Here is a 26,770-nt window from a genome sequence, read left to right as displayed (position 1 = left end):
TTCTAGCCCTTTAGTAAGTAATATTCTCCTGCATTTTCTGGATCTTCAACGAACCATGCAGGATTTCCTTTTTCATCTCTTCCAATTTTTGCACCAACCATTGGTGCACCTTTTTGGTCGAAGACTTTTGGATCAAGATTAATTTCGTTAGTATTAGAGTTCGCATTTACTGGAAAAAGTCCCATTTTTTGCATTGTCTTCACTGCACTCTTAAATGCATTTAAAACTTCTGCTAATTCCTGATCTGTGTGAGCAAGATTAATGAACCATGGAAAACCGTCATAAACGTGTACTCCGTTATATCTTAGAATAGCGAACAACAAATCACCACTAGTAATATCAGCATTCCACTTCGGCTTCATTAGTGGACCAAAGTTGTTCATTTCGATTGGAGCATTTTCTGTTAATAAGAAAAGGTTCAAATCATCAGCAAACTTTTGTGCCTTTTTATTCAATTGATCAAGACGCTCTACTCCGCCTTCTTTTAAAATTTCCAATGCACCTTTTGCTGCTGCTAACGCTAATGGATGGCGAACGAATGTCCCTGCGAAATATGTGACTCCAACAGTCGGAGTTGAATCATCTCCATATTGCCAGTGACCGCCATCAAGTGCATCCATATATTCAGATTTACCTGAGACCACACCAATTGGCATTCCACCACCTACGATCTTCCCGTAAGTACAAAGATCTGCACGGATTCCAAAGTAACCTTGTGCTCCTGCTGGGTGAACTCTGAAACCAGTGATGATTTCATCAAAGATTAAACATGTTTGTGATTCCAGAGTAATTTTTCTTACTTCTTTTAAGAACTCTACCGGATGAAAGTTACAACGACGACTTTGAACTGGCTCTACTAGAACCGCAGCGACCTCACCGGCCATCTCTCTAATGATTTGTAGTGACTCTGCTGTTCCATAATCTAACACGATCATGTTAGAAACCGCTTCACCGTTAATTCCTGGTGCCGCTGGAAATGACTTACCTGATTTTGATCCACGTAAAATAACTTCATCGTTGATCCCGTGATATGAACCACTGAAAACGATAATTTTTTCTCTTCCTGTCACTGTACGGGCAATTCTCATGGCACCTAGTACGGCTTCAGAACCAGTATTACAGAAAGCTGTTCTTTCGTTTCCAGTCATTTCGTTAATCATGTTTGACACTTCAGCAACCAATGGGTGTTGAGGGCCAAGTTCGATACCATCTTCAATTTGTTTCAGGACATGCTTTTTAATGATTTCGTTTCCGTTACCAAAAAAGTTTGAACCGAATCCACAAGTCATATCGATGTACTTGTTGTCATCAATATCCCAAAGAGTTTGAAGGTATGATTTTTTCACAACGATTGGGTAAACAACTTCTTTACTCTCAGGTTTGAATCCTGTCACAACACGTGGGTCAGCGTGATTCTTGCGGTTATCCTGAGTGAATTTTTTAGATCCTTTTGTCTTTGCTGTGTACTGCTCGAAGAAATTTTTGATCTCTTTATTTTGAGCATCAGTTAACTGAGCTGTCTTTTCAGTTGAGATACGCGCTTGAGCTCCGAAAGCGTCTTTTACATTCGTGACACTTACTTTTCCTTTTTTCTCAGCAACTGCAACTGCTGGTGCTTGTGCTTGTTGAACTTGAGGAGCCGCACTCATCGCTGCAGGGATCTGCATTTGCACTTCAGTATTTTGAACTGGAGATAAAGTTGTTGAAATTTGGTTTCCGCTTAAAAGCATGATCTGTTGAGACATGAGTTCAAGCTGACGATTGATGATTGATTCTAATCCGCTTCCACTTGTTACTGGTGCCATCGTTGGAATGATCACTCTTTGTTGTTGTTGCTGCTGAACAGGTGCTTGTTGTACCGGAGCTACGGCCTGAGTTGGTTGAACAGGCGTATGTACAACAGGAGCAGCAATTGGTGCAGGAGTTGAAACCTGAACAGGTGCTGCGACTTTAACTTCTACTTTATCTACTAAGTGATTAGCTAAAAGATTAATTGATCCGTAATCTTCCATCAGTTGTCTGAAAGTTACAGTTGTCTTTAACTCTTTCTTTAAAAGAAGAGCGACCTGGGTAAGAAATAACGAGTCCATTCCCATTTCCAGGAAAGTTGTATCGTTATCAAAGCTTCCGACTTCAATTCCTGAAGATCTTTCGAATAACTCTACCAGAGTATTTTGAAGAGATGTAAGTTGAGTGTTCATAGTTCCATTCCTATTGATTGTTTCAGACATATTAAGAGTTTTAAGAGTTTTTTTATTTTTAGGCTCAAGCCAAAGTTTTGTTTCTTCGAAAATATAAACTGGAGCTACGACTTTCTTTCTATCTACTTCTGCAAAAAGAATACGAGAATCAGAAACTTTGATTCCTGATAACCAAAGATCTCCCAGCGCCTTATTGAAGCTCAGGTTCTCAAGCTCGGCCTTATTACCTGAAAGTAGAGTCACGATTTTTGTATCTGATCCAGTGATTAGGGCCATTTCTTTTTTAGCAAGGTTGGTAAGAATGTTTTTTGTTCCTACTTCCAGTAAAAGAATATTTGGTGTTGCCAGGACTTTCGCGATAGTGCGAGAAAACTGGACTGTATCGATAATGTGGTTGGCCCAGTATTCCGGTGTCCCAAAAAGATCTAGTTCCATCTTTGTTGTGACCGTTGAATACATTGGAGACATTGGTTTTGAAATTGGAAGTTCTTTTAAGAACTCTAAGAACATTCCAACAGCTGGTTTCATCATTCGAGAATGGAAAGCGTGAGATGTTTTTAATTCAATTGAAGCGATATCAAGATCAGCTAACTCTTTCTTGAAAGCATTAACATTATCGATTGCTCCGGCGACTACGCAAGACATCGAACCATTAACGGCAGCAATATCAAGAGCACGTAGTCCAATGATCTCTTTTAATTTTTCTTCACTTGTGCTCACCGAAAGCATCATTCCAACAGGAAGGGCCTTCATGAGTTCTGCTCGTTTCGAAATGGCACGAAGACCATCTTCAAGAGAAAAAACACCATTGAGTGTCGCTGCAACGAATTCACCAATACTGTGACCAATATAAGCTTTTGGGGTGATCCCTAGAGACTTTAGTGTCATGGCCAGTGAGTACTCAATAATAAAGATTGCAGGTTGAGAATAGAAAGTATTATTTAAATTCTCTTCTGAGCTTTCATCAAAAATAAGATCTTTAATATTGTAAGAGATGTGCTTATTTAAAAGGTCGCAACACTGATCAAAAATCTCTTTAAAGATTCCGCTCGTTGCATACAGGCCTTTCCCCATTTGTTTATAATGGCTGCCTTGACCTGGGAACATAAAGTAGATTGATGGAAGTTTTGTGTACTCCCCTTTTCCAGAGTTTAAAACCGTTAAACGATTTAAATCTTCTGGCTTATTTCCTGCGATATAACTTCTGAATTTATATTCTTTTCTACCTGTCTCAAGTGTATAGGCAATTTTCTTCCAAATAGAAACATCACTTTTCTGCAGGAAAGTGAGCAATTCTTTTTGCATCAATTCAAGCTGAGCAGCTGATTTCGCTGAAAGCTTAAAGATAGATGATGTTTCATCAAGATCTGTCGTATTTTCTACAACTGGTTTTTTATACTCTTCGATAATGATGTGAGCATTTGTCCCACCAACACCAAAAGATGAAATACCAGCTCTCTTCACCAGATGAGACTCTGGAAATTTCTCTGTTTTATTCGTGATAATAAAAGGTGAACTATCAAGGTCCAGCATTTTATTTGGACTTGTATAATGAACTGTTCCTGGAATGATTCCAGTGTTTACAACTTTTACTGCTTTCATGAAACTTGCGACACCGGCGGCACCAGTTAAGTGTCCCATGTTGGATTTTAATGATCCAAGGTAGCAGTAATTTTTCAGGTCAGTTGATTTTCTAAAAGCTTTAATCAAGGCTTCAACTTCAATGGGATCTCCAACTGGAGTGGCGGTACCGTGAGCTTCAATAAAGCCGATTGAATCTGCAGAAACACCTGCATCTTTTTGAGCGCGTAAAATAGCTTCTGCTTGCCCCATTACACTTGGAGCTGTAAAACTCATTTTATGAGAACCATCATTATTGATTCCCACTCCTTTAATCACGGCAAGGATTGAATCGCCGTCTCTTTCAGCATCACTCAAACGCTTAAGAACAACAACTCCACCACCGTCAGTAAAGATTGTTCCTGTTGCTTCATTATCAAACGAGCGGCATTCGCCGTTCTTCGATAGAATTCCACCTTCTTGAAATAGATGTCCTGTATTTGGTGCGCCTGAAATAGCGATACCACCAGCAAGGGCCATATCACAGTTTTTCACTCGTAAGTTCTTTACAGCTTCAATGATTGCGACAAGCGATGTTGAACATGCTGTATGAATGCTTAGGGCCGGTCCTTTTAAATTTAATTTGAAAGCAACTCTTGTGGCGATGTAGTCTTTTTCAAGACCAAGCATCACGTTGAAGTCCCCGATCATTTTTGCTTTTTCAGGATACTGATCAACGAGACGTGAGTATTTAGAATTTCCCATTCCGGCGAAAATGCCAATTGAGCCTTTGTAGCTTTCAGGATTGTATCCAGCAAGCTCAAGACCTTCGTGAGTCAACTCCAGGAACTTTCTTTGTTGAGGGTCCATTAACTCCGCTTCACGTGGAGTCATGCCGAAGAATTTATTATCGAAGTTTTCTTGCCCTGGGTATGCCCCTTGAGCGAAAACATAATTGCTGTCTTCTGTTAGTTCGTTATCTACAGCAGGGTTCACTAAGCTTGAATCAAAAATTTCAATATTGTTTTTAACTTCAACTAAGTTATTCCAGAATTCATCAATATTTTTGGCACCAGGAAATCTTCCAGTCATACCAATAACTGCGATATCTCCAGAAATAACATCAGTATTCTCACCAAGACTTCCAAGAAAGTTATCTAATTCATCCTGGTCAGTATCAATGAAGTTGGCAATTTGTCTGATAGTTGCATATTGGAAAAGATGAACAACTGTTAACTTCTTTTCAGCAACCTGGTTGATATCGATTAAAATCTTGATGGCCATAAGTGAAGTACCACCCAGGTCAAAGAAATTATCATCGATACCGATTTTTTGAATGCGGATATATTTTTTCCAGCATCTTTCAATAAATAATTCTGTAGGTGATTCTGCTTGAACGAATTCTACTGATAGATCCGGGCGCTCTGTTCCAGGAATAGGAAGGGCCTTGTAATCCACTTTTCCAGAAGGCGTCAGTGGGATTGAATCAATTTTTAAGAAATGGCTTGGAACCATATATTCAGGAAGCTCAGTGCGAAGAGCTTCTCTAAGTTTACCGATATCAGTATTTCCTGTGACGTAAGCACAGATATAGTTTTCGCTTTCATCATCAATCACTTTAACAACGGCACGATCAACGCTACGTTGTTTCATGATAGCGATCTCAACTTCACCTAATTCAATTCTGTATCCTCTGATTTTCACCTGACCGTCTTTTCTGCCAAGGAAAACGATATTGCCGTCAGTGTCGATATATCCAATATCACCTGTTTTATAAATACGACCAAGATTTTCTGATTGAAGAAATCTCTCTGCCGTTAATTCCGGTGAGTGCAGGTATCCGTTAGCAAGACATACTCCACCTAAGTAGATATCCCCTTCAGATCCTGTCGCAACTGGATTTAAATTTTCATCCAGTAAAAGAACTCTTACGTTTGCAATCGCCTGACCGATTGTTGGAAGATTAGGCCATGAATCGGCGTTACCAGAAAGAGTTAGACTTGTCACAACGTGAGTTTCACTCGGCCCGTAGTGATTGTATAAAACAGCACCTGGGATCTTATTAAAGAATGCACGAATGTTTGGAGTGATCTTTAATTGCTCACCGGCAGTCGTGATTTCTTTTAGTGAATCTGGATAAAGATTATGAATCACCGCAATTTCAGAAAGGTGATTAAGAGCAACGTAAGGAAGAAATAATCTATTCACATGCTTTTCTGAAAGAGTTTTTAATAGCTCGTATGTATCTAAGCGCAGCTCTTCTGAAATCATCACCAGGTGTCCACCTAGTGTCAGAGTTGAAAATATTTCTTGAAAGTGAACATCGAAACTTAATGGAGTGAACTGTAGAGTCACACTATTTGTTTTAAAAATAGTTTGTTCATTTTGCCATTCGATTAAGTTCACTAAGGCCGCATGCCCAAGAGAGACACCTTTAGGGTTTCCTGTTGAGCCGCTCGTATAGATAACATAAGCAAGGTCGATCATTGCTTCATTAACTTCAGGTCTACTTGATTCGAACTGATCAAGATTGATTTTTTCAAAAGTTAAAAGAGAAGCCGTTGTGCCATTGAAGATGGATGTGAATTTTTCGTGAGCAATAATTTTTCTGACACGAGAATGTGTCACCATGTATTTTAATCTATCGCTTGGGTATTCTGGGTCTAGTGGTAAATAGGCCGCACCTGACTTTAGTATTGCTAAAACAGTTGCAACAAGTTCCGGAGAACGCTTAAGGCATACACCAACAATATCTCCTGCGCCCACACCTTCACTCATTAATGCATAAGAAATTTTGTTCGATAGGTTTTCAAGTTCACCATAAGTTAAAACACGGCCACCCATCGACAATGCAATAGTGTCTCTCATACGATCAGCAGTTTTTTCAAACAACTTGTGGATGAACAACGAAGGTCCCTTGTTAAAAAATATAACTAAAAAATGTTTCTTGAACTATAACACTCAGCATTGTTTCCATATCGGTAAAGTGTGAGAAATGTAAATTTTTCACAACTTTAAAGGCCCAAAATAAGGTGTTAAGAGATTGAAATTACAGACAAATTTTTACGACATAAAACTACATAATTTTTATCAGTAAAAAGATCCCTATTTCACTGTTTTGAAGGCCTTAAACTTCCAAGACAGTTAAACAGTTTCTATTGTCTAGGGCAATACGGCCTATGAAGGATTGATGTGAATTTATGCCAAATTTAAGACTGAGTTGAGTTAGCAAATTAATAGTAAACATGCCGTTATCCAAATCAAGTTCGACGACAGCTGCATCTTCAAAACCAAAAAATTTTTGCACGCTTGGATAGAGAGCTTTATATAAAGATTCTTTGCAGGAAAAAATAACTGTGAGCAATTCTTCATCAGAAAGTTTGGAGTGCTGCTTAATATCTTCGCCGGTTCTGATTTGTTTTGCGAGTTCAAGTCTGGTTCTGCCCATGACTTCAAAATCCATTCCAAGACCAACCAGATCAGAACTTTTAGCAACGGCAGCACCAACCCAATATTGATTGTGAGAAATGGTTCCTACGACGTCTGAAGGCCATTGTGGTGAGCGATCGGCATTAACTGGAAGTGAAAGTAATTCATCCCCCGTGCACAATTCAAAGGCCTTTGAAGCACAGACTCTTCCCAATAGAAATTCATCTTTTCTGTTGGGATGAAAACCATCGACTTTTTTATCGTAAATAATTTGGGATTGAATTTTTGCCAGATGACTATCTAAATCCTCTTCTTTGTTAATTGCAAAAAAAGAGGATTTAGAAAAAAGTTTTGACCATGTTTCAGTGCTATTCATTTTAAATTATAGAGCAATAATTAAAAGAGCTGCTGTTGAAATGATACCTGCGACCGAACTTAAACGTTGAAGCCAAGTGTCCCCTTCCGTTTCAACTTTTGAGTTCATATAAACTGTATCATTTGGAAAAATAACCGGAATCGTTTCTGGTTTATCGAATGAGAAATTGATTCTTTTTACGCCTTCTGTTGTATTTCTAAAAACGTAACACTCTTCGTAACCTAAACCTTGAACCATACCACCCGATTTTTCGATGTAGTAATATAGACTGGCGTCTTTTTGGTGTAAAACTTTACCAGGTTTAATCACTCCACCAAGCATTGTAACGAATGGAATTTCTCTGCTGGCCCCAGCTAAACTATCAAGTTTGGAAATGAAAACACTGTCTCCACCAAGCCATCTGATTTTATCTGCTGATTCATTTGATTCGAAATAACGATTTAATAAAACTTGATATTCATAAGTCGATTGTTTCAGTGATGCTGTAAAATAATCAACACTGATGTCACCTTGAACTCCACCGGCCGCATCGACAACTAGGTCAAGTGAGTCTGAAGGACGTACTAAATAACGGCCTGGCTTTTTTACAAGACCTCTGACCTCTACCCAAAAATCTCTTGATGTAAGAGTGAAATTTACACTCTCAACACCCTTTTGAAAAAAGCGTCTGTAAGCATTTAGTACTGTTTCTTTTACTTCTGGAAATGTCTTGTTTGAAACATCTACATTGACGTTATAAGGAAGTTGAAGAATTCCATTGAAGTCTGCTCTGAATTTTCCACTCAGTTTGCTATCGCTTGAATGAGACATTGTGAATAAATGTCCTGGGGCCATATAAACGGGAACTTTTGAAAGATCTGGAACTTCACTACTCATTTGGTTCGCAGGATTTGCAGCTTCCTGGTGCTCCATCATCTTTGCTACATGCTCTGAGTAACGGGGATAATTCTTGACGGAATTACTTGAACAACCTGCTACTAAAAAAATGCTTGTCGCACTCAAAAGAAAAAGTAAATATTTCACGTTCCGCTCCCCATTCGAAGTATATGATATATAAGTGGATCTTGGATTTTAAGAATAACATGGATTTCGGTAAAGGCATACGCCCGGCGAATAAAACTATATGAGAATCATTCATGTCGCACAATTTTTAGGAATTGGCGGACTAGAAAAAATTATCTATCACATTGCCCTTGAGCAACAAAAGCGTGGTCACCTTGTAGAAATATATATCTACGACCACGAACGCACGTGGGTACAGTTCTTTAGAGACAGCGGTCTTACAGTTGTGACGCCAAAATTAAAAAAACCTGGATACGATTTAGAATTACTAAGTCGTATGAACAATGATCTTTTTGATGCAGATGTTATTCACAGTCATGATTTAAATCCTCTTATGTATCTTGGCCCACTCAGTCTTTGGAAAAAATTAACTTTCCAAAAGAGGCCAAAACTTATTCATACTACTCATGGTCTTGATCACGTTGATAATTATCCTCGTGGGAAGTTGTACCAAAAAATATTTTCTCGTCTTGCTGACAAGATGATTGCTGTCAGTGAAAAGATTGGGAAGTTTTACCTCGAGGATATCGGGCTTTCTGCCACTAAGGTTGCCGTTATCCAGAACGGGATTTCTACTTATGAGGGAGTGATTGAGACTTCAATGAGAGCAGAGAAAAAAGAATGGATCGCCAAAAGACATGGGCTTGATTTAAATCGCCCGATTGTTCTTTCACTTTCAAGAGTTGTTCCACTTAAAGATCAAAAATTTTTAATGATGATGTTTAAAGAGCGTCCAGGACTTCAATTAATTATTGCTGGTCCTCCAAGTGACCAGGCCTACTACGATGAATTAAAAAAACTTGAAGATGCAGATATTAAACTAATCGGTTCTCAAGAATTAGTTCTCGAATATAATATGGGTTCCGATATGTATGTCAGTGCTTCAACTCATGAAGGAATCCCAGTTGCGGTCCTTGAAGCGATGGCAGTTGAAACACCTTGCCTGATCAGCGATATTCCGGGGCACGTGACGTTATTAAAGTACGGGCCTTATGTTCAGACTTATAAACTTGGTGATGCAAAAGATTTTTTAGCAAAACTTGATTCTATGTTTGGAAATTACAATGAAGCGATGGTTAATGCTAAGAAAGCAAGAACGTTAGTGGTTGATCACTACTCGGTTAAGCAAATGGTTAATAAATATTTACAGGTGTACGAATAATGAAAGATTTGCTTAACAAATTAAGAGCTGGGCACTGGCCAGTTTTTCTTATCAGTATGGTTTCGGCCATTACAAATCTTTTCCTGCCGGTTGTTCTGGTGCGAATCCTTGATCCTGAAGATATCGGGATTTATAAAATTTTCTTTCTTTACGCTCAATCTATTACTTTTTTATCTTTAACAGGTGGACCTCTTTATAGTGTCTATTACTGGATTGGAAAAAAAGATAATGCTCAAAAATATGTCGAACACGCATGGATCTTAAGTTTTAGTCTAAGTTTTATCTGTGCAGCTGTCGGATTATTATTTTCCTTCCAGCTTTCACGTATAATCTCAATTACTGAAACTCAAACCATTCTTCTTCTATTATCTGCAATTACTGCTGCACCTGCTTCTTTCTATGGTGAGTATCTAATTGCTAAAGGAAAACGAATCAACGGAAGTTTATTCAATAGCGGTTTTGAGATTTTAAAAGGTGTGGTTATTGTCACTCTGGTTTATTACACAAGACATATCAATGCTGCATTTTGGGGATTCACTGGATTATTTCTTATTAAGCTTTGCTTAGCTATGCACTTAGGTAAGAAAGAAGGGATTCTGGATTTTAAACTTGATACTCAAAGATTAAAAGAAGTCTGGAAATACTGCGCACCTTTATCAATTGCCGGTGCACTGGGATTTTTCCTGGAAAAAGTTGATATGATTTTATTATCATCACAACTTTCACCTGAACACTTTGCATTTTATTCAATGGGATGCTTACTTGTTCCACCTCTTTATATTTTAGAAATGTCAGTCCAAAAAGTTTTAGTACCGGCGTTGTCTCGATCTTACCATGATGACGATAAGCTAGGTATGATTCAGCATTACAGAAAAGCTCAAAGTGATATCGCTTATCTGATGATTCCTGCGGTGTTTGGACTTATTATTTTCAATCGTCCGATTATTGAAATTCTTTTTACCTCTCAGTATATGGACTCGGCCGTTTTTTTAAAGGTCTATGCTCTTACTTACCTGGCCTATATCATTCCTCACGATGCTATCCCAAGAGCGACTGGGCAAACGCGCTGGGTTTTAAAAATGTATCTCCTATTGACTCCACTTTCTATTTTGGTGGTATACGTATGTGCAGGACAATGGGGAGCAATGGGAGCACTGATCTCTTCAATGATCTTCTTTTTTATTCCAAAGATTCCTGGTCTCATCTATTCTTCACGAATCACACAGTTTGCGATTCCGAAGTTGATTGCCTGGAAATCGTTAGGTCTCTTTGTTGGACTCAATCTCGTTTTAACTGCGCTTTGTTATATGTTCAGACCAATGTTTGAAACAGAGAAAATGTGGTTTTTAGTTTTAAGTCCCTTCTATGCAGCGATCTATCTGGCAGCTGTAAATATTATCAGACATTTTAAGGCAAAACATGAAATTGAGGCCTAATAACATCAGACCAGTTTTAGTTCTAGCTCCAGGAGTTCTTGCTGGTGCGGAAAAAGTTGTGCTTACCGGTCTGGTGGGACTACGTGATATGGGATTAAACCCATTGATGATTATTATCAGAGAAACCAGAGCGCCACATTTTGCTGAGACTTTTTTAAAGGCCATGCCTACAGGTATTGAAAGTGTGATGATTGATTCGACAAAAGCTTTCGATCTACAACTTCCAAAAAGATTGAAGGCCGCACTTTTAGATCAATCCTCTCCTATCATTTTACACAGTCACGGATTCAAAGCTCTGATTGCTTGTTACATGATGAAAGGGAAACTTCCTCATCTGCATACTCACCATGGCAATACGGCCCATACATTAAAAGTACGTATCTATGAAAAGATCGCGATGATGACGATGAAGACATGTAACCATGTGATCGCGGTTTCTCATCAGATGAAACAGGAGCTGGATCAAAAGCTTTATCCTTACAATAAAATTGCAGTGATTGAGAATATGCTCTCACTTACCAATGCGGCCAAGATTAGATCTGAGCGCGCTTTAAGAAATAAAAATGAAAATACGATTGAGCTTTTATACGTTGGTAGGCTAAGCCCGGAAAAAGGTTTACTTCCTTTTCTAGAAAGCTTGGCAGCAAGTGCAGTGAAAGAGCGCTTTCATTTAACTGTTTTAGGCGACGGTGTTGAAAGAGAACTGGTTGAAAAATTTATTGTTGATCACAAAATGCAAAACCAAGTGACGCTTCATGGATTTGTTTCAGATCCTTCAAGCTTTTTTATCAATCCGGATATCTTAATAATGCCAAGCTTGCGTGAAGGTCTACCTATGACTTTAATCGAGGCACTTGCCTCAGGTGTTCCGGTGCTTGCTAATAATGTTGGGGCCATTGCCAGCATGGTGACTCATAATACGAATGGGCATTTTGCTAAAGACTTTTCTACTGAAAGTTGGAATGAAGCTCTTTTAAAAACTTCTGAAAATTATCATGAGTGGATGAAGAATGCGGCCAGTGCAGCTGAGTCTGTTGAAGAGCGCTTTAGTTTAAAGAAGTGGACTCAAAAAACTCGAGAACTCTACGATCTTGCCATTAAATCTTAATTGAATTGATGGCCTTATTCCCAATTGAAGCTGGTGAGTACATAACTTCAAGTTGAGTAAATGCCAGTGCTGCAATTTCTTGCCCACGTTTTTTATCTAATGAATTAATCACTTTAATCCATTCATCAGCAGTTTCTGCTTTGAAATAATCATTCAGACCACTTCCCTGCACTCCCATATCGGTTGATACGATAGGCACACCTTTGGAAATACTTTCGATGACTTTAATTCTTGTTCCTGATCCATAGCGAATAGGAATAATACTAAAGTCACAATTTGAATAAATGGCCTCTAAGTCTTTTGCAAAACCAATGAAGTTAATGCCAGGTGCTTTGAAAAGCTCTGTTCCCCAGCTTGAGTCTCCGCTCCCGACGATTTGGAGCTCAAAGCGCGAAGTATCGACTTTCGGCCATACTTCTTCCAGAAACCACTTCAGGCCATCCTTATTTGGGGCCCAGTCCATCTTCCCAAGAAAGAGAAGATTAATTTTATCTGACTTAGAGTTGTGGCCTGTGTGAATTGATTTTTTAAAATCAAGGCCAACTGGAATCAAGACTAAATTTTTATCATCGCCATTTTGCAGTGACTTGAATCTTTTTAAATCCTCTTCGGCAATACACCAGACTTTCTGTGCACGACGGGCAAGACTCATTTCAAGATCAGTCATCTTGCGTCCCTGCCATAAAAGAAGTTTTTGAATAATCATATTTTTAGTTTTTGAAGCGGCCGTAGACCAAAGATCACCTTCCACATTATGGGCACGGTAAACAACCGGGATATTCTTAAATTCCGGCAGATCCATAAACGTTGTGAATGGATGAAGTCCATCGAAAACGATCACGTCGTACTTGCGGTGAGTGAGCACCTGTGTGACTTCATGTTTTTGTTTATCAGTATGGAAATAACCTGTCGTCACTGGAAGTGATGGCGTCGTTAAAAAACTTTTCGCTAAGAATAATAATTTTTTTATTTTGTTTGGATAAGAAGCGCGTTTAAAAAAGTAAACATTCGTTGGATTGAATTCGCTATTGTATAAGCTCATATGAAGCTCGTCTGAGTCTTCTTCATTAAAAAGCATGATATCAAGTTCATTGAAATGTGGTCTCACCGATTTTAATAAGGCCTGATTGGCCACACGTGCACCATCTCTAACCGGAAATATACCTTTGGGAACGACCCATAAACATCTCTTCATTTTATATCCATTAATAGACGTTGGTTTCCCAAGTCGCCTCTAAGTCTGTTGTAAGTGTTAAGAGCAGCGCTTTCAAACTGGCAGCATTAATGATGACAAAGTAAGCAGGAATAGAAAAAACTTTTCCGATTATCCCTGGCGGCTTCCACATCATTCCGACGAGAGCGATAGCGTAACAAATAAATTGGGCCATCATTAAAAAGTCAGCGGCCATATTGTGATTAAAAATAAACGACAATAAATTAACAATGAATAAAAGAATTAAGAATACTGGCATCAACCATCTTAAAACTTTATGACCAAATAATTGAAACAGAACTAAACGGTGCTCTTTAAAATTTAATTTTCTAAAAGCATAGATGAAGCCTTTCATTCCACCGCGGATAACACGAACACGCATCTTAAATTCTTGTGAAGGTTTTTGAGTTGTACGCTCATAAGAGACAGCTTCTTCTTCGTAAACGATTCTATAATTTTGAGCAACGATCATCAAAGGCTCGGTAAAGTCTTCAATGATGTTGGGAGGAAGCACATGATAAAGTCTTCTTCTAAAAGCATTGATGCATCCTACTGCTCCTGTCAGAGTGTAGAGTTTGCTTTGAGCTTTTTTAATGGCCTTTTCATAGTTCCAGTAAAGTTTAGTCGCAAGGCCCATTGAGCTTTGCCCTTTTTCAAAATAAGTAAGGTTGCCACTAACCATTCCAACTGAAGTATCTGCAAAGTTGCGGACAAGTTTTCTAATGGCATCTTTTTCATAAACGGCAGTGGCATCAGAAAACACGATGATCTCGCGTCTCATCGCCAAGACGGCCTGGTTTCTTGCTTCAGTTTTTCCTACACGGCCTTCGACTCTAAAGAGTTTAATCCCACTTGATTCAAAACTTTTAACAATCTCATCAGTTCTGTCAGTCGAGCCATCAGAGACGATCACAATTTCCATTTTATCTTTTGGATAATCAAGTTCAAGAGAGTTTTTTATTTTATCGGCGATCGTATCTTCTTCATTGTAAGCAGCAATGAGAAGAGAAACTTCGGGAGTGTAGTTGTCATCTTTAATGACTTTGTGACTTGAAAATAAGGAAAAGAAAAACAAGGTTAATGGATAACCGAGGTATGAATAGAACATGATAATAAGGAGGATAATAATTAAAACTTCCATTGTGTTTTACAATCCTTTAGCAAGGACGGCACCTGCCAGTCCTTTGTCTGGAACGACTTCCTCATTTTTAATATAAAACTGCCCGGAGGCAACTGTTAATCCTAACAAAATATAGGGGTATAACATATAGGTATGGGAGAGGAATGTGATCGCTGTTCCATAGGATAGCATACCGAGCAAAAACTCGGGGTGATCATTTCGCATGACCCATGCTGACTTGAAAGAAAAAACCCAGATGCCCACATAGAAAACGAATCCCACAATACCTGTTTCGGCCAGAGCGAGAAGCCATGTCGAGTGGGCCGTTTTGTGTTTCCCTTCTGTACCAACGTGGCCATCGGTATATGTTAAAAGGTTAAGTGGAAAACCGTTATACCCTACTCCGAAAAGTGGATTCCTGATTCCCATGTTAATAGCAGCTCCCCAATAAATTTTTCTATTTGAAGTTGACCCTTCAACATCTTCAGCGTCCCTTTTAATCAATGACATCACACCTAGACTGGCAATCATTCCAATGACAACTATACAACTTGCGACCTTTTTATTTTGGGCCTGTAGCCAAAACCATGCAACGGCCAGTGCACCTACTCCAAGAACTGCCCCGCGGGATTTAGACTGCCAGATCAGATAAAAATAAAATGAGAAGATAACAAATCCCAAAAGATATCTGATAATCGTATTCGTGATTCCTTTTAGGAAGGCCAGCGTGAAAGGGATAACTAAGATCATAATGGCAGCGATATCATTTGAGTTTTCAAAGATACCTACGCTGGTTAAACGATCCCCGTCCGAAACTTTTCCCAGGAAGATTGAATTATAAAAAGACATTAAGGCCTTTTCGGTAATTCCTAAAACTAAAGCAGATTGAACCGGAAGAATAAATTCTTTTTTATCCACAACGTTTACGATCAGGAAATAAACAATGATCCCTTTAATGAAAACCTCTTCATAATCGATCATGGCCCCGACAATTTGCCCTGACGGTATAATGGAAAAGAAAGTCCAGATGGCAAAAAACAAAACGAAGGCCGAAGCCATGTTCCATTGAAAGTAGAATCTCTTTCTAATAATCTTATGTCCGACGAAACTTAAAAAACACAGGATGAAAATATCTCTGGGCATTCCGGCCATCATTTGGTCTTTAAAAATTTCCCACGGCCTGGAAATTAGTAAAAAGATAAAAAATGAAACCGCATACTTCGGATCGAATATCGAAAATGTAATAAGAAGAGCAAAAGCAAAAGAGATAATGATCCCGAGACTGCCCCATTCATAAAGAAAAAGCATAAACAGACCAAGAAAGATTCCGATTAAGAGTGGCCCGATAATTTTAAGATTAACGTGTTCCAAGCGGTCAAAAGTTTTTGCCGCCTGATCTCTCCACGCGAAGTAGACAAAGAACAAACACAACGTAGAGATGATAAACTGGTGAAGCGTAAATAAAAAGTCATCGCCAGTAATCATAGGTCTTCCAATCGTTAAGTATCTTGAATTTTCTGTAAAGTAATTCTGGTTGAAGGAGAATTATCTTCAAGAACTTTCTTTTCTTCCCAAACGATTGCTCTATTTGTCATCAAACCAAGTTCTTCAATATGCGGCATAGTTCCGAAGTATTCACCCTTCAGGTCTTTTGCCATTCTTCTCGCCTTTTCAGTCGAGCTTAAAGACATGATCTCATTATAAAAAACATAACCGAAGCAACAGATTAATCCGATCATGAATCCAAGGCTGGCAAAAAGTCTCTTCTTCGGAAAAAGTGGTGAAGAAGGAATTTGTGGAGCAACGATCACACCAATATAACCTGGTAGACTTTTTCTTTCGATATCAAGGGCCACGTTGATGTCGTTAAACTTTGTGTAAAGTTTAGCAGCAATCGTTTGAGAGATTTCACGATCCCCGGCCATTAGAAGTGGAGCATCTGAATACTCTTTTGTTCCGTCTTCATTAAGAGCATCTTTTTCAGGAACTTTATCGTCTTCAACTTCTTTTAACCAGTTTTCGATCGTCGCTTTTCTTTGTTCAAGCTTTACAATGCGAGGGTGGTGAACATTAAACTGCATTTTTAATGCACTTAAGTCTGTATTGATTTTTAAAATTTCAGATCTTAAGACAGTCGGATTTTTAGAAGCAAGTGCATTGGCAGAAATTGAATCGTCAGTAATTTGTTTTGTAACGTTTACTGACTCAAGTTTTTGCTGAATGGTCTTCTTTGCGTTTTCGATTGTCTCAATTCTTGTATTGATGAAATTCGCCCTTACAGCATCCATAACTTTCTTCGTTACTTCGAAAGTCACGATCGGGTCACCGTGAGAAAATGATACGTGGTAAGACTGTCCACCAGTCGAGAACATTTCAAATCTATCACGAAGCTGCTCACGAGCTTTTGAAAGTTGTTGTGGTGACATCTCAGTTGGGTAAATGTTGAATTCTTTCCCGATAGAATCGATGAATTCATCATTTAGTGTTTCTTTTACCATTGAATCAGTGGTCTGAGTCATTTCGGCAATTGAGTTCATTCCCGGGATAACTTCACTGATTAGAGCATTCTTAAAATACTTAGAGTAAATGTTTAGCTCGAATTCAGATCTATAGGTCTTAGGTAGGATAAAACTTAATTGAACCAGGCATAGAATTGATGCCACCATAATAATGGCAAGAGGTTTTTTGTAGAAAACCAATAAGCTCAAAAAATCTTTGATATAAATTTTTTCTTTCATTTTCTTTCTACTTATTAAAAATTACGCCAAGAACTTCTTTACGATTTTGTTCCAGCTCAGTTTGTAGTTTGTTAGTCGTTCTTCCAAAAGATTTTTCAGAACTCACAATAATATTTGAATGAGTGCTGACTCTTAAAGCATTATCATTCGGATTTGAACTCGTCATTGTATCCACAATCACCAGGTCATATTCATTTGAGAAACCATTGATTAACTGATTTGCATAAAGACCATCGTAAGCTGTTTTAAGCCAGTTCATATCGATGTTCTTGATTCTGAAAATGGAAAAATCAAAAGGGTGACCGACAACCATTCCGTCTTGAGTTTTTACTGCTTCATATTTTTGCAAATATTGATTTAATAGCGCATCCCCATCTGGGTTTAAATCAATTAAAAGAATTTTAAATTTATATACTTCGCTTAGTCCACGAGCAAGAAGCATTGCTGTCGTCGTTTTACCTTCTGAACGCTTCTCACTTAGAATACTAATCGAACGCAACCCTTTAGTTGTGTGTTTAAAATGAATTCGCTGAATTAGTGAGCTTATCGGATCAATATCCCAAACCGAAGTCGCTCGAGTTTCATTTATCATTTACGACGCCCTTTTAATTAATATACCTATATGACGGGGACCATACCAAACCGTTTATTTATAAGATAGGTCCCTGTAATTTTTCCAAGATAGCTGGATTATTTCAGTTTCTTCTCCCACTCAATGGCCGATTTTACGATGTAAGCAAGATCATCATATAAAGGTTTCCAACCAAGGATATCCTTAATCTTTTCAGCCTTTGAGATCAACTCAACAGCATCTCCTGCTCTTCTCGGACCCATTTCTACATTCAGTTTTTCGCCAGTGCACGCCTCAACAGCGCCAATGACTTCTTTCACTGTAAAGCCGTGCCCGTAACCACAGTTAAGAACTTGTGATCGTCCGCCTTTACCAAGGTATGCAAGTGCATCTAAGTGGGCCTGAGCCAAGTCGTCGACATGAATATAGTCTCGGATGCATGTCCCATCTTTTGTTTTATAATCTGTTCCAAAAATCGCCATCTTTTCTCTTTTTTTCGTCACAACTTCAGCTGCTGTTTTAAGCAAGTGAGTGGCCCTTGGAGTTGATTGTCCGATTTTTCCTGTCTTACTTGCTCCAGCGACATTAAAATAGCGAAGGGCCACGTAATTAAAATCGTGAGCAGCAGACACGTCTTCAAGCATCCATTCTGTCATGAGCTTTGAGCGCCCATAAGGATTGATAGGATTCGTTGGAGTTTCTTCTGAGGCCACACCACTTTCAGGCATCCCATAAACTGCAGCAGTTGATGAAAAGATGAATTTTTTTGTCTTATGTTTGATACAGGCCTTAATCAGGTTCAATGAATTTTCAGTATTGTTTTGATAGTATAATGAGGGGTTCTCTACACTCTCAGGAACAACAATGCTTCCGGCGAAGTGTAAAACAGCATCAATCTGATTCTCAAGAAAAAGTTTATCGATAGCTGCCTGATCATTTAGATCACCAACAATAAGTTTTCCATAGAGAATATTTTCTTTTTTTCCAGTCGTGAGATTGTCAAAAATAATGATGTCTTCACCGGCAGCTCCAAGGAGACTTACAATATGGGATCCAATATATCCCGCACCACCTGTTACTAAAATACTCATAAAAAACCTCAGTTTATTAAGAATTACCGTTGCGAATTTTATCACTAAATAACAAAGTCTGAAGCTTTTTCTGTAGATATTACATAGTAGATAGGCATGAGACTTGCAAATTTTCTCTAATTAAGATTGAGACAGTTAGCAATTTCCTTAAGGTTAACTTCAAACTCTAGAGTCTGCGTTCTACGATTTTGATCATCTGTATAATGTTCGAACTTCTTAAAAAAGAAAAAATACATATCTAGAAAATCTTATATTTTCATTGGGAAAATTAACAAAAAATTCTCAACTTCAACCACGCAAAAAGTTTTATGTGCTTTTCTAAAAAAAACATTCTATCACTTCGCAAAAAAATGCAACGTGATACATTTCTTCTTAAGATAAACTTCAACAAATAATAAATTTAATAAGAAAAAATTATTGATTAATGGCCGTATGTCGGTAACCAAACAATGCTTGATTCACCACAAAGTTAGAAGCAACATTGAAAATAACGGCCTTCGTAAAAGATAATTTTGCATTATCTTGTCCCATGCAAAGCATTCTGTAGGTAATAAAGTTCTGCACAATACTCTTTGGTATCATCACTGCATAAAAAACGGCATTATATGCATAACGATCCAGACCAGCGTCTCCTGTATCAATCCATTCACCTTTACTCTCGTGATAAATTTGCATCATCGAAGCGGCAACTAAAACATCCTGAACTTCAGGACGATCAAGATCAGCGTGAGTTAAGTTATTCCAGTCAACGTTGTTTTCATCAACTGAGTTTCCTTTCAATCCAAGACTGATTCCTTCAGGAAGTTTTTTAAGTGTATTGATAATTTCGGCCTTGTACTTACGATAAAGACCACGTTCATTGTATTCTTTCAAAAGACTCGCAACTTCATCTTTGTAGTTTGGATCTTTCTTTAAAGCTTCAACTCTCGCCTCTGCTTTTTCTTGTTCCTTATTAAATAGCGGATCGTAAACCAGGATATCAGTTAATCCCATCACTCTTCCACTAAAGTATCCCTTTAATGATTTTGCAATTTGAGTGTCTGTTGGATTGGTCTGGATTTTTCCACCGACATAAGAAAAGAAAATAGTTGTCCCAAGGTCGTAACCTAGTTTTGCATACCATTCAGCATCTTTTTCTTTATCCATGTTATAAAAAGCGTAACTAGCTCCCAGAGAGCCCAGGTTAAGTGCCAGGTTAAAGCGCTTAAAGTCTTTTGCTGCATTTTTATTAACGTCGTTAGGAGAAAGAGCACGGCACCCGTAATAAAGTTCTTTGTAACGGCCTTGTTCTTTTAAAGACATTTTTTTAGACTCAAACTTTTCCTGAATCTTTTTTTCGTGAGCAGTAAATTTTGTTACATGCTTTGAATTTACTTCGCGGGCATCAAGTTGAGCTAAATCCATCAATCCCGTTTTCTGCTCTTTTTGGCCCAAGCTTAAAACATAAGTTAAGTAGTTTCTGGCGCGAACCGGAGTCACAGGATCTACCTGCATATTAAGACTTTCAATAATGGTTTTGATATCGGCATCAGAAAACTTCAGTGCTTTTAATTCCTCGAGGAAATCTTCCTTTTCAGTTCTAAGCCACTTGTTTTTGATCAATGACATGTTTTCTTTTTTATCGGTACGAGCAAGAAAATCCGACATTAGTGAACGACAGTCATTCGTTGATCCAGCAAAAAGCTGACCTGATAGAAGCCCCAAAACGAGGATTAAAAATAACTGTTTGTTCATGGACTCAGTTTAGCGAAAATAAGCACTCTTAGGTGTAAACCATGAAAAACTTATCCGGAGAAAATCTGGCATAACCCCCTGAGATCAGGGGGTTAAATCAGATTCATTTTGATTTTACTTAAGCATCACACCCTGAAGAAGAGTCGCGTTCACGATTTTGACTTCTTTAATCCCCAGGCCTTCCATAAAACCCTGGACTAAAAGCAAGTTGGTAACATCTGTTGAGCGGTAGTCTCCGGTCAGTTCTTTATCACTTTTCAGGGACTGAGTTTTACCGGCCTGATTCACTTCATCCAGTGTGTACTTCAGCTCTTTAAGCTGTAATTGATTTTTAATCGACTGACCATGAACTCCACCAACTCCGATCACTACGCGGTCTTTAATATCAAACTTAATATCACTTGGAACATGAAGTTTTGAATATGAACGGGCAAGAGCAATTACTTGCTCGCGTTTATCTCCAATCGGATTAGGTGATGTTGTGTTCTCAAGAGATTTTAATTGAAGAACTTCAATAACCATATTCTTAAAAGTCACTGAGGCCAGGTCTCCAAGATATTGGTGTGGCTTTTTATTTTTATCCATGCTGAACATCTGCATGGATCCACCACCGATATCCCATACAACAATATTTTTATCTTGTTTAATTTTTTCATCCATTAAAGATAAAACAGAAAGGTATCCAAGCATTGCTTCTTCTTCCTGAGAAATTACTTCTAATCTTGTTTTTAGTCTTCTTGCATAACCTTTGATGACATCGACACCATTTTTAGACTTTCTAAAAACTGAAGTCGCCACACCTGTAATTCTTTTTGGTTTAAATGTTTTTCCTTTCATGATCATGCCACTTAAAGTTGCAAACCCTTTATCGATAATCGCCTGACTTAAATTTCCATCAGCACTTTTTTCCAGGTCTTCGTTGAACTGAACAGGCTGACTTTCCTGATGAAGAACTTCAAGAATTTTATAGGTACAAAAATCAACTTTGGCCACCATCATCTTTGTTGAACCCGATCCAATATCGAGACCCATGCGCACTTCCTGACAGTTTTTTGCAAACAGTTCATTCGACGTAAAAATAGTAAAAAATAAAACCAGGTACAGATAATTTTTCAAAATAAGCTCCAGAGAAAGTAATCGTTATAAAGTTTGTGTTCTGCCGTTGTCGACAAACGCTTTAAAGCGCTCGTTTCCACGCTTCCACAAAATGGCATCGTAGATAAAATGTGAAATCAAAGGTGTTGTTAATAAAGCTAGGGCCAGACTATCCATCGGCTCTAAAAGAGTGACGATATCCCTTTGATGGTACTCAAGCACGCCACCGATGGTAAAGATTATTAATAAAAAAAGCCATGCATACTTTTGCATGAAATTTAATTTATGAGTGATACCTAACCTTTTTTCCATCAGAAAGTAATACGGGATAGCGTGAGAGAAAATAAGTAAGGCATAGCTTTTGAACTCGTTGTCCGAAATGAGGAAGGCATAAGTATAAACTGTCGTGAAAAAAAGCATTGAAAGGAAACCTCTCACATTTTTTTGAACGATGAGATAAATAGCGATGGCAATTGCTCCCACAGTATAAATAATAAGGCCTGACCTAAAGGCAGTCTCTAAAGCTTGGGCCGAAAAAAACTGATAAAGATCAATTGGTTTAAATAGAGCTTCTTCTAATTTTCCTTTTAAGAGCGGTGCTTTCATATGAAAAAGGACTAAAGGAACCAATGTTAAAAAGTAGTATGACCATTTGACTATATTCGCGGAGCGTTTTTCACCCAAGCGGTATAAAAACGTCACACCAAGGCCCTGCCTCATATTGTGATAAATCGTAAAATAAAAAATATAGTAGAAAAAATAGCCGGTAAAAAATAAATGGATAATGAAGTTTAAAAAAAATGATCCTAATAAGACGATCCATACATATTTCTTTCTGACTTCTTCGGGGTCGGCCAGAACTTCCAACAAAGTTGAATAAACATGACCACCGTCCAGAAAGTAAATAGTAATCAGTAAAAAGGCCGTTGAAGATACCAGTACATCAGTCATCATCATAAAAATAAAAACAATCAATGTGGCCAAAAATATTTTAGCGAAATCTTCAAAGCGGTTGGCAAAAATCAGGTTGGATTTCATTCCTATTGTGTAACCAACTCAATCCAATGAGGAAGATTATAGTAAGTGCTGACACGTAGGATTTTATTGTTTTTTATTTCAAAGAAGCTTCCGGCGCGGATGCTGTATTTTTGATTACTCGCTTTCGGCAATGTTCCGTCGGTCTTTAAATAGGTTCCATGAACCATAAATTCAGCAGAGGCATTTTTACCATTATCACTGACCATAATGATCAGGTCTTTAATATCTTCTTTGTAACAGGCATTCATATGGTGAAGAAAGGCCTCGAATTTTGTTTTACCAAATTGAGTCTTGCCCTGATTGATGTCATGCTCAATATTATCATCAACCAAGGCCAGCATTGCCGCGGCATCACCTGCATTGAAAACTTCAAAATAGCGAGCAATTAATTCTTTCATCGGAGCCTCTTTAAAAGTGTGCAAAAAAACATAGTTAACTCTATCTTTATTGTTTTATTTTTCCAAGCCCAAGCGTATAAATAGCTTATGAAAAATAAATTATTTGGCACCCCGAAACTGAAGTTCCTTTATTCACTTTTGATTTTTCAAATCATCCTGTACACAATTTTCAGGCTTGGTTTTTTAATCTACTTTAGAGATAACATCTCTCCAGGAACCACCGGACTTATCTTCCATAATCTTGGTCTTGGTTTACGCTTTGACATTCGTCTAGCGATGTTTGTTCTATTGCCGGCGATGATCTTTATCAACATCCCTCTTAACCCTGCCTTTAAAGTCAGATTGATCAAATGGATCTATAGTATCTTGTTTACTATCATCTGCTTTTTATACGTGGTTGATGTCGGGTATTTTGGCTATTTAAAATCGCGATTGAATGCGACTGTTATTCAGTTCTTAAAAAATCCATTAATCTCATTTGAAATGGTCCGTGAGTCATATCCGTGGCCACTACTTTTAATGCTGATTATTGCCTTATCTTTAATCTGTATTTTTATTTTGGTGAAAGTTTTAACTCCTAAGTTAGTTGGTTCTCCTCTAGTCAATAACAATAAGACTCGCTTTGCTGGCGGATTGTTATTCATGGTTCTTTTTGGGCTTGGGACTTACGGTAGTTTCCAGATGTATCCACTAAGATGGTCTGAAGCTTTTGCAACTCCTGATGCTTTTACATCTAATCTTTCATTGAATCCGATTTTATATGTGACCGACACTTATACATTCAGAGTGGCCGAATTTGAAAAAGATAAAGCTTCCGAGAATTATGCAGTCGTTGCTAATTTCTTAGGTGTAGATAAACCTGATGCTAAAAATCTTAATTTTGTTCGAAGCTTTCCTGGCAATGATGAAAAAAGCATGTCTCAGCCAAACGTGGTTGTCATCGTTATGGAATCTCTTGCTTGGTATAAAACAGGATTAGGAGGATCGGAAATCAATCCAACTCCCAACCTGGATAAACTTGCGGATGAGTCATTACTGTTTAGCAATTTCTATACTCCCACAGTAGCAACAGCACGTTCAATCTTTGCAGCTGTAACAAGTCTTCCTGACACTTCAAAAGTTAAAACGGGTTCCCGCAACCCTTTCATCGTTAATCAACACACGATTATGGGTGAGTTTAAAAACTACGATAAATTTTACTTCCTTGGAGGAAGTGCAAACTGGGGTAACATCCGCGGAGTGTTTAGTTACAACGTTCCGAACTTAAATATTTTTGAAGAAGGCTCATACAAATCTCCACGTGTGGATGTTTGGGGGATTTCAGACTTAAACTTATTTAAAGAGTCACACGAAAATATCAATGCAGCTCTGGCAAAAGATAAAAAACCATTTTTTGCTTTCATTCAAACAGCAGGATTCCACCGTCCTTATACAATTCCAGCGGACAGCGATGGATTTGTTGTGAAGACACCAAAAGAGATTTCAGAAGCAGAGATCAGAGCTTTTGGATTTGAGTCTTTTGAAGAGTACAATGCAATGAGACTGCAAGACTTTGCGCTTGGGAAATTCTTTGAATTAGCTAAGAAAGAAGACTGGTATGACAATACGATCTTCGTTGTATTCGGTGACCACGGTCTTCCACATAACAACGCTAAAAACGTTCCTGACTGGCAAAAAAGTTTAGCTAATGGTTTTCACGTACCGTTTATCATTCACTCTCCTAAGCGCATTTCTCCGGGTGTAGAAACGAAGATTGCCTCAGAGATGGATGTTATGCCGACGCTTGCTGGACTTGCAGGAGTACCGTACAAAACCAGAGCTCTTGGACGCGATTTATTCAATCCAAAATTTGATGAGTACAGAGCGGCCTTTTCTTATAACTGGTATGCTCCGTTTAACATCAGCTTAGTTGATAAAGATTTTTACTTTGAGTACATCCCTTACAATGGCCAAGGAAAGCTGGTTAAGCACAGTGAAAACCCAGGGGACATCAACGTAAAAGATCAGTACCCGGAAAAATATAAGGAAATGGAAACCCTGACAAAGGGTCTGTATGAATCAGCGAGATACCTGCTTCACAACAACCCTAGAATGGACTAGCTCCATTAAAGTTTTTTGGGTCCCACTTAGGATCAGTTAAACCTTCTTTTAAGAACGCCTCGAGATCATCGAGGCTTCTTGTTCCAAGCTCTAGCCCTGATAACAAAAATCCTGCTTGAATTGATGCTCTTAAAGCTCCCAGGTCAGCAGGAGAATTCAATACCTCTACTTCCACTGGAAATTCATTTCTTCTATTACCAATATCAAAAGTCGTAATTGATGTTTCGATATCATTGTAGTGATTGATGACATCGCGAAGAGTTTTGAAAGCTCCGTTGTGCATATAAGGCGCAGACAAACCAACGTTGATTAAACTTGGTGTTTTAAAAAAGTATGTTCTAAATTTTTCGTTAGTCACTTCTGCGCGACCTTTATCCTGCGCGAATGGTTTTGCTCCGTAAAATGGAACTCCCACTGAAGCAAAAAAAGAATTGTTTCCAAGAGTCGGTCCTGAGTGACAGGCAATACAGTTAGACGACATGAAAACTTGCAGTCCTCTTTTTTGTTGAGCATTTAAAGCTGTAGTATCTCCTGCTGCATATCGATTAAAAGGAGATCCATTCGATTGGAAACTCTCGCGCATGAAAACGCCCATAGCTTCACCAACATGGCCGATGTTAACTTTTTCCACTGTGGGATAGGCACGTTTAAAGAGATCAATGTACTTGCTGTTTTTATCGTTTGTGAGTCTCTTTACAATTAAGTCCCAAGCTTCCAGATCTGTTTTAGCATTAGCGATTTCATTGTCACCACGACGCCCTCTCATTTCATCGGAGTTTACGATGGGAAAAATGGATTGAGCAGAAAGTGCACTTTGCATAACAGAAGTAATTTCTTTTGCGACAGGATTTTCACCATTAAACGCAGGCTCTGGAGTGGTAAAAATTTTCTTAGCTGGACTGTAATGAACACGCCCATCCCAGAACATAAATTTATTTTGAGGATCACCGACATTATAAAGACTATTGGCATTTCTTCTTAGAACACGTTGCCCATCTTCCGTTTGAGAAAGCGCGCGCCCATCACTCAATCCTGTCATTGGAGTGTGGCAAGTAAGACAGCTGATATTTTTATTTCCCGAAAGGTTCGGATCCATGAAAAGCTTGCGACCTAATTCAATTCGCGCTTGATAGTCAGGAGCATTGTTCACCGGAAGTGTTTCATATTTCCCAATGCCGAAAACTCTTAGTCTTTGATAAATAAAATCATCAACTGGGTCTGCGGAAGCGTTTGAACTTATAAGCCCTAGAGTTAAACCTAGGGCCATTGAATATAGAGAGTGTTTGTTGAATGTCATGGGCAATATGCTAGTGACCCAAGCAAAGTTTGACCAGTCAA

The 26,770-nt window shown here is 38.4% G+C and carries 18 protein-coding genes; 4 read left to right on the top strand and 14 right to left on the bottom strand.

What is annotated here, in order from left to right:
- Positions 1–2: 2 nt before the first annotated feature.
- From SHI21_RS05835 to SHI21_RS05825, 3 genes are all read right to left on the bottom strand, one after another.
- Entirely contained in the window at positions 3–6,668 is a 6,666-nt protein-coding gene (locus tag SHI21_RS05835) for a polyketide synthase (protein WP_323575335.1), read from the bottom strand.
- 220 nt (positions 6,669–6,888) lie between these two features.
- On the bottom strand, positions 6,889–7,566 hold the full coding sequence (locus SHI21_RS05830) for a 4'-phosphopantetheinyl transferase family protein (RefSeq protein ID WP_323575333.1): 678 nt from the start codon (positions 7,564–7,566) through the stop codon (positions 6,889–6,891).
- Between the two features lie 6 nt (positions 7,567–7,572).
- The gene (locus SHI21_RS05825; RefSeq protein WP_323575332.1) at positions 7,573–8,589 is read right to left on the bottom strand and encodes a hypothetical protein; all 1,017 of its coding nucleotides are present in this window, start codon (positions 8,587–8,589) and stop codon (positions 7,573–7,575) included.
- A gap of 100 nt (positions 8,590–8,689) precedes the next feature.
- On the opposite strand from SHI21_RS05825, the gene SHI21_RS05820 reads away from it, so the two are divergent.
- From SHI21_RS05820 to SHI21_RS05810, 3 genes are read left to right on the top strand one after another with little or no spacing between them, the layout of a single operon-like run.
- Positions 8,690–9,790, top strand: a complete 1,101-nt coding sequence (locus SHI21_RS05820) for a glycosyltransferase family 4 protein (protein ID WP_323575330.1) — start codon at positions 8,690–8,692, stop codon at positions 9,788–9,790.
- Positions 9,790–11,226, top strand: coding sequence for a lipopolysaccharide biosynthesis protein (locus SHI21_RS05815; protein WP_323575328.1), 1,437 nt, complete (start codon positions 9,790–9,792; stop codon positions 11,224–11,226). Before SHI21_RS05820 ends, SHI21_RS05815 begins: the two co-directional genes overlap by 1 nt.
- Positions 11,210–12,334 carry a glycosyltransferase gene (locus SHI21_RS05810; RefSeq protein WP_323575327.1) on the top strand — a complete coding sequence of 375 codons (1,125 nt, stop codon included), beginning with the start codon at positions 11,210–11,212 and terminating at the stop codon, positions 12,332–12,334. The genes SHI21_RS05815 and SHI21_RS05810 overlap by 17 nt, the downstream gene beginning before the upstream one ends.
- On the opposite strand, the gene SHI21_RS05805 is transcribed toward SHI21_RS05810, so the two are convergent.
- From SHI21_RS05805 to SHI21_RS05760, 10 genes are all read right to left on the bottom strand, one after another.
- Entirely contained in the window at positions 12,324–13,529 is a 1,206-nt protein-coding gene (locus SHI21_RS05805) for a glycosyltransferase family 4 protein (RefSeq protein WP_323575325.1), read from the bottom strand. The two genes, SHI21_RS05810 and SHI21_RS05805, sit on opposite strands and share 11 nt — an antisense overlap.
- A 10-nt stretch (positions 13,530–13,539) precedes the next feature.
- The gene (locus tag SHI21_RS05800) at positions 13,540–14,688 is read right to left on the bottom strand and encodes a glycosyltransferase family 2 protein (protein WP_323575324.1); all 1,149 of its coding nucleotides are present in this window, start codon (positions 14,686–14,688) and stop codon (positions 13,540–13,542) included.
- 6 nt (positions 14,689–14,694) lie between these two features.
- Entirely contained in the window at positions 14,695–16,152 is a 1,458-nt protein-coding gene (locus tag SHI21_RS05795; RefSeq protein WP_323575323.1) for an O-antigen ligase family protein, read from the bottom strand.
- Between the two features lie 14 nt (positions 16,153–16,166).
- A complete protein-coding gene (locus SHI21_RS05790) occupies positions 16,167–17,405 on the bottom strand; it encodes a GumC domain-containing protein (protein ID WP_323575322.1) in 1,239 nt (412 codons plus the stop codon).
- A gap of 7 nt (positions 17,406–17,412) precedes the next feature.
- On the bottom strand, positions 17,413–17,997 hold the full coding sequence (locus SHI21_RS05785; protein WP_323575321.1) for a nucleotide-binding protein: 585 nt from the start codon (positions 17,995–17,997) through the stop codon (positions 17,413–17,415).
- Between the two features lie 98 nt (positions 17,998–18,095).
- Positions 18,096–19,067: a UDP-glucose 4-epimerase GalE gene (galE, locus tag SHI21_RS05780; protein ID WP_323575320.1), complete on the bottom strand. Its 972-nt coding sequence runs from the start codon at positions 19,065–19,067 to the stop codon at positions 18,096–18,098.
- Between the two features lie 414 nt (positions 19,068–19,481).
- Positions 19,482–20,801, bottom strand: a complete 1,320-nt coding sequence (locus tag SHI21_RS05775) for a hypothetical protein (RefSeq protein WP_323575319.1) — start codon at positions 20,799–20,801, stop codon at positions 19,482–19,484.
- Positions 20,802–20,915: 114 nt separating this feature from the next.
- Positions 20,916–21,917, bottom strand: a complete 1,002-nt coding sequence (locus SHI21_RS05770; protein WP_323575318.1) for a Ppx/GppA phosphatase family protein — start codon at positions 21,915–21,917, stop codon at positions 20,916–20,918.
- A 24-nt stretch (positions 21,918–21,941) separates the two neighbouring features.
- Positions 21,942–22,934 (bottom strand): hypothetical protein, encoded by a 993-nt coding sequence (locus SHI21_RS05765; RefSeq protein WP_323575317.1) that lies wholly within the window; start codon positions 22,932–22,934, stop codon positions 21,942–21,944.
- Positions 22,935–22,936: 2 nt separating this feature from the next.
- Positions 22,937–23,332 carry a ketosteroid isomerase-related protein gene (locus SHI21_RS05760; RefSeq protein WP_323575316.1) on the bottom strand — a complete coding sequence of 132 codons (396 nt, stop codon included), beginning with the start codon at positions 23,330–23,332 and terminating at the stop codon, positions 22,937–22,939.
- 87 nt (positions 23,333–23,419) lie between these two features.
- On the opposite strand from SHI21_RS05760, the gene SHI21_RS05755 reads away from it, so the two are divergent.
- Complete coding sequence (locus tag SHI21_RS05755) at positions 23,420–25,432, top strand: LTA synthase family protein (RefSeq protein ID WP_323575315.1); 2,013 nt, start codon at positions 23,420–23,422, stop codon at positions 25,430–25,432.
- Here the strand turns inward: SHI21_RS05755 and SHI21_RS05750 are convergent.
- The gene (locus SHI21_RS05750) at positions 25,419–26,729 is read right to left on the bottom strand and encodes a cytochrome-c peroxidase (RefSeq protein WP_323575314.1); all 1,311 of its coding nucleotides are present in this window, start codon (positions 26,727–26,729) and stop codon (positions 25,419–25,421) included. The genes SHI21_RS05755 and SHI21_RS05750 overlap by 14 nt on opposite strands.
- Positions 26,730–26,770: the final 41 nt, after the last annotated feature.

It is taken from the genome of Bacteriovorax sp. PP10 (genome assembly GCF_035013165.1).
Classification (GTDB): Bacteria; Bdellovibrionota; Bacteriovoracia; order Bacteriovoracales; family Bacteriovoracaceae; genus Bacteriovorax; species Bacteriovorax antarcticus.
This window is presented reverse-complemented; position numbering and strand designations above follow the sequence as displayed.

Coding starts and splice junctions, on each gene's coding strand:
- SHI21_RS05830 (WP_323575333.1), bottom strand. CDS start 7,566: ATGAATAGCACTGAAACATGGTCAAAACTTTTTTCTAAATCCTCTTTT.
- SHI21_RS05820 (WP_323575330.1), top strand. CDS start 8,690: ATGAGAATCATTCATGTCGCACAATTTTTAGGAATTGGCGGACTAGAA.
- SHI21_RS05815 (WP_323575328.1), top strand. CDS start 9,790: ATGAAAGATTTGCTTAACAAATTAAGAGCTGGGCACTGGCCAGTTTTT.
- SHI21_RS05810 (WP_323575327.1), top strand. CDS start 11,210: ATGAAATTGAGGCCTAATAACATCAGACCAGTTTTAGTTCTAGCTCCA.
- SHI21_RS05805 (WP_323575325.1), bottom strand. CDS start 13,529: ATGAAGAGATGTTTATGGGTCGTTCCCAAAGGTATATTTCCGGTTAGA.
- SHI21_RS05800 (WP_323575324.1), bottom strand. CDS start 14,688: ATGGAAGTTTTAATTATTATCCTCCTTATTATCATGTTCTATTCATAC.
- SHI21_RS05795 (WP_323575323.1), bottom strand. CDS start 16,152: ATGATTACTGGCGATGACTTTTTATTTACGCTTCACCAGTTTATCATC.
- SHI21_RS05790 (WP_323575322.1), bottom strand. CDS start 17,405: ATGAAAGAAAAAATTTATATCAAAGATTTTTTGAGCTTATTGGTTTTC.
- SHI21_RS05785 (WP_323575321.1), bottom strand. CDS start 17,997: ATGATAAATGAAACTCGAGCGACTTCGGTTTGGGATATTGATCCGATA.
- galE (WP_323575320.1), bottom strand. CDS start 19,067: ATGAGTATTTTAGTAACAGGTGGTGCGGGATATATTGGATCCCATATT.
- SHI21_RS05775 (WP_323575319.1), bottom strand. CDS start 20,801: ATGAACAAACAGTTATTTTTAATCCTCGTTTTGGGGCTTCTATCAGGT.
- SHI21_RS05765 (WP_323575317.1), bottom strand. CDS start 22,934: ATGAAATCCAACCTGATTTTTGCCAACCGCTTTGAAGATTTCGCTAAA.
- SHI21_RS05760 (WP_323575316.1), bottom strand. CDS start 23,332: ATGAAAGAATTAATTGCTCGCTATTTTGAAGTTTTCAATGCAGGTGAT.
- SHI21_RS05755 (WP_323575315.1), top strand. CDS start 23,420: ATGAAAAATAAATTATTTGGCACCCCGAAACTGAAGTTCCTTTATTCA.
- SHI21_RS05750 (WP_323575314.1), bottom strand. CDS start 26,729: ATGACATTCAACAAACACTCTCTATATTCAATGGCCCTAGGTTTAACT.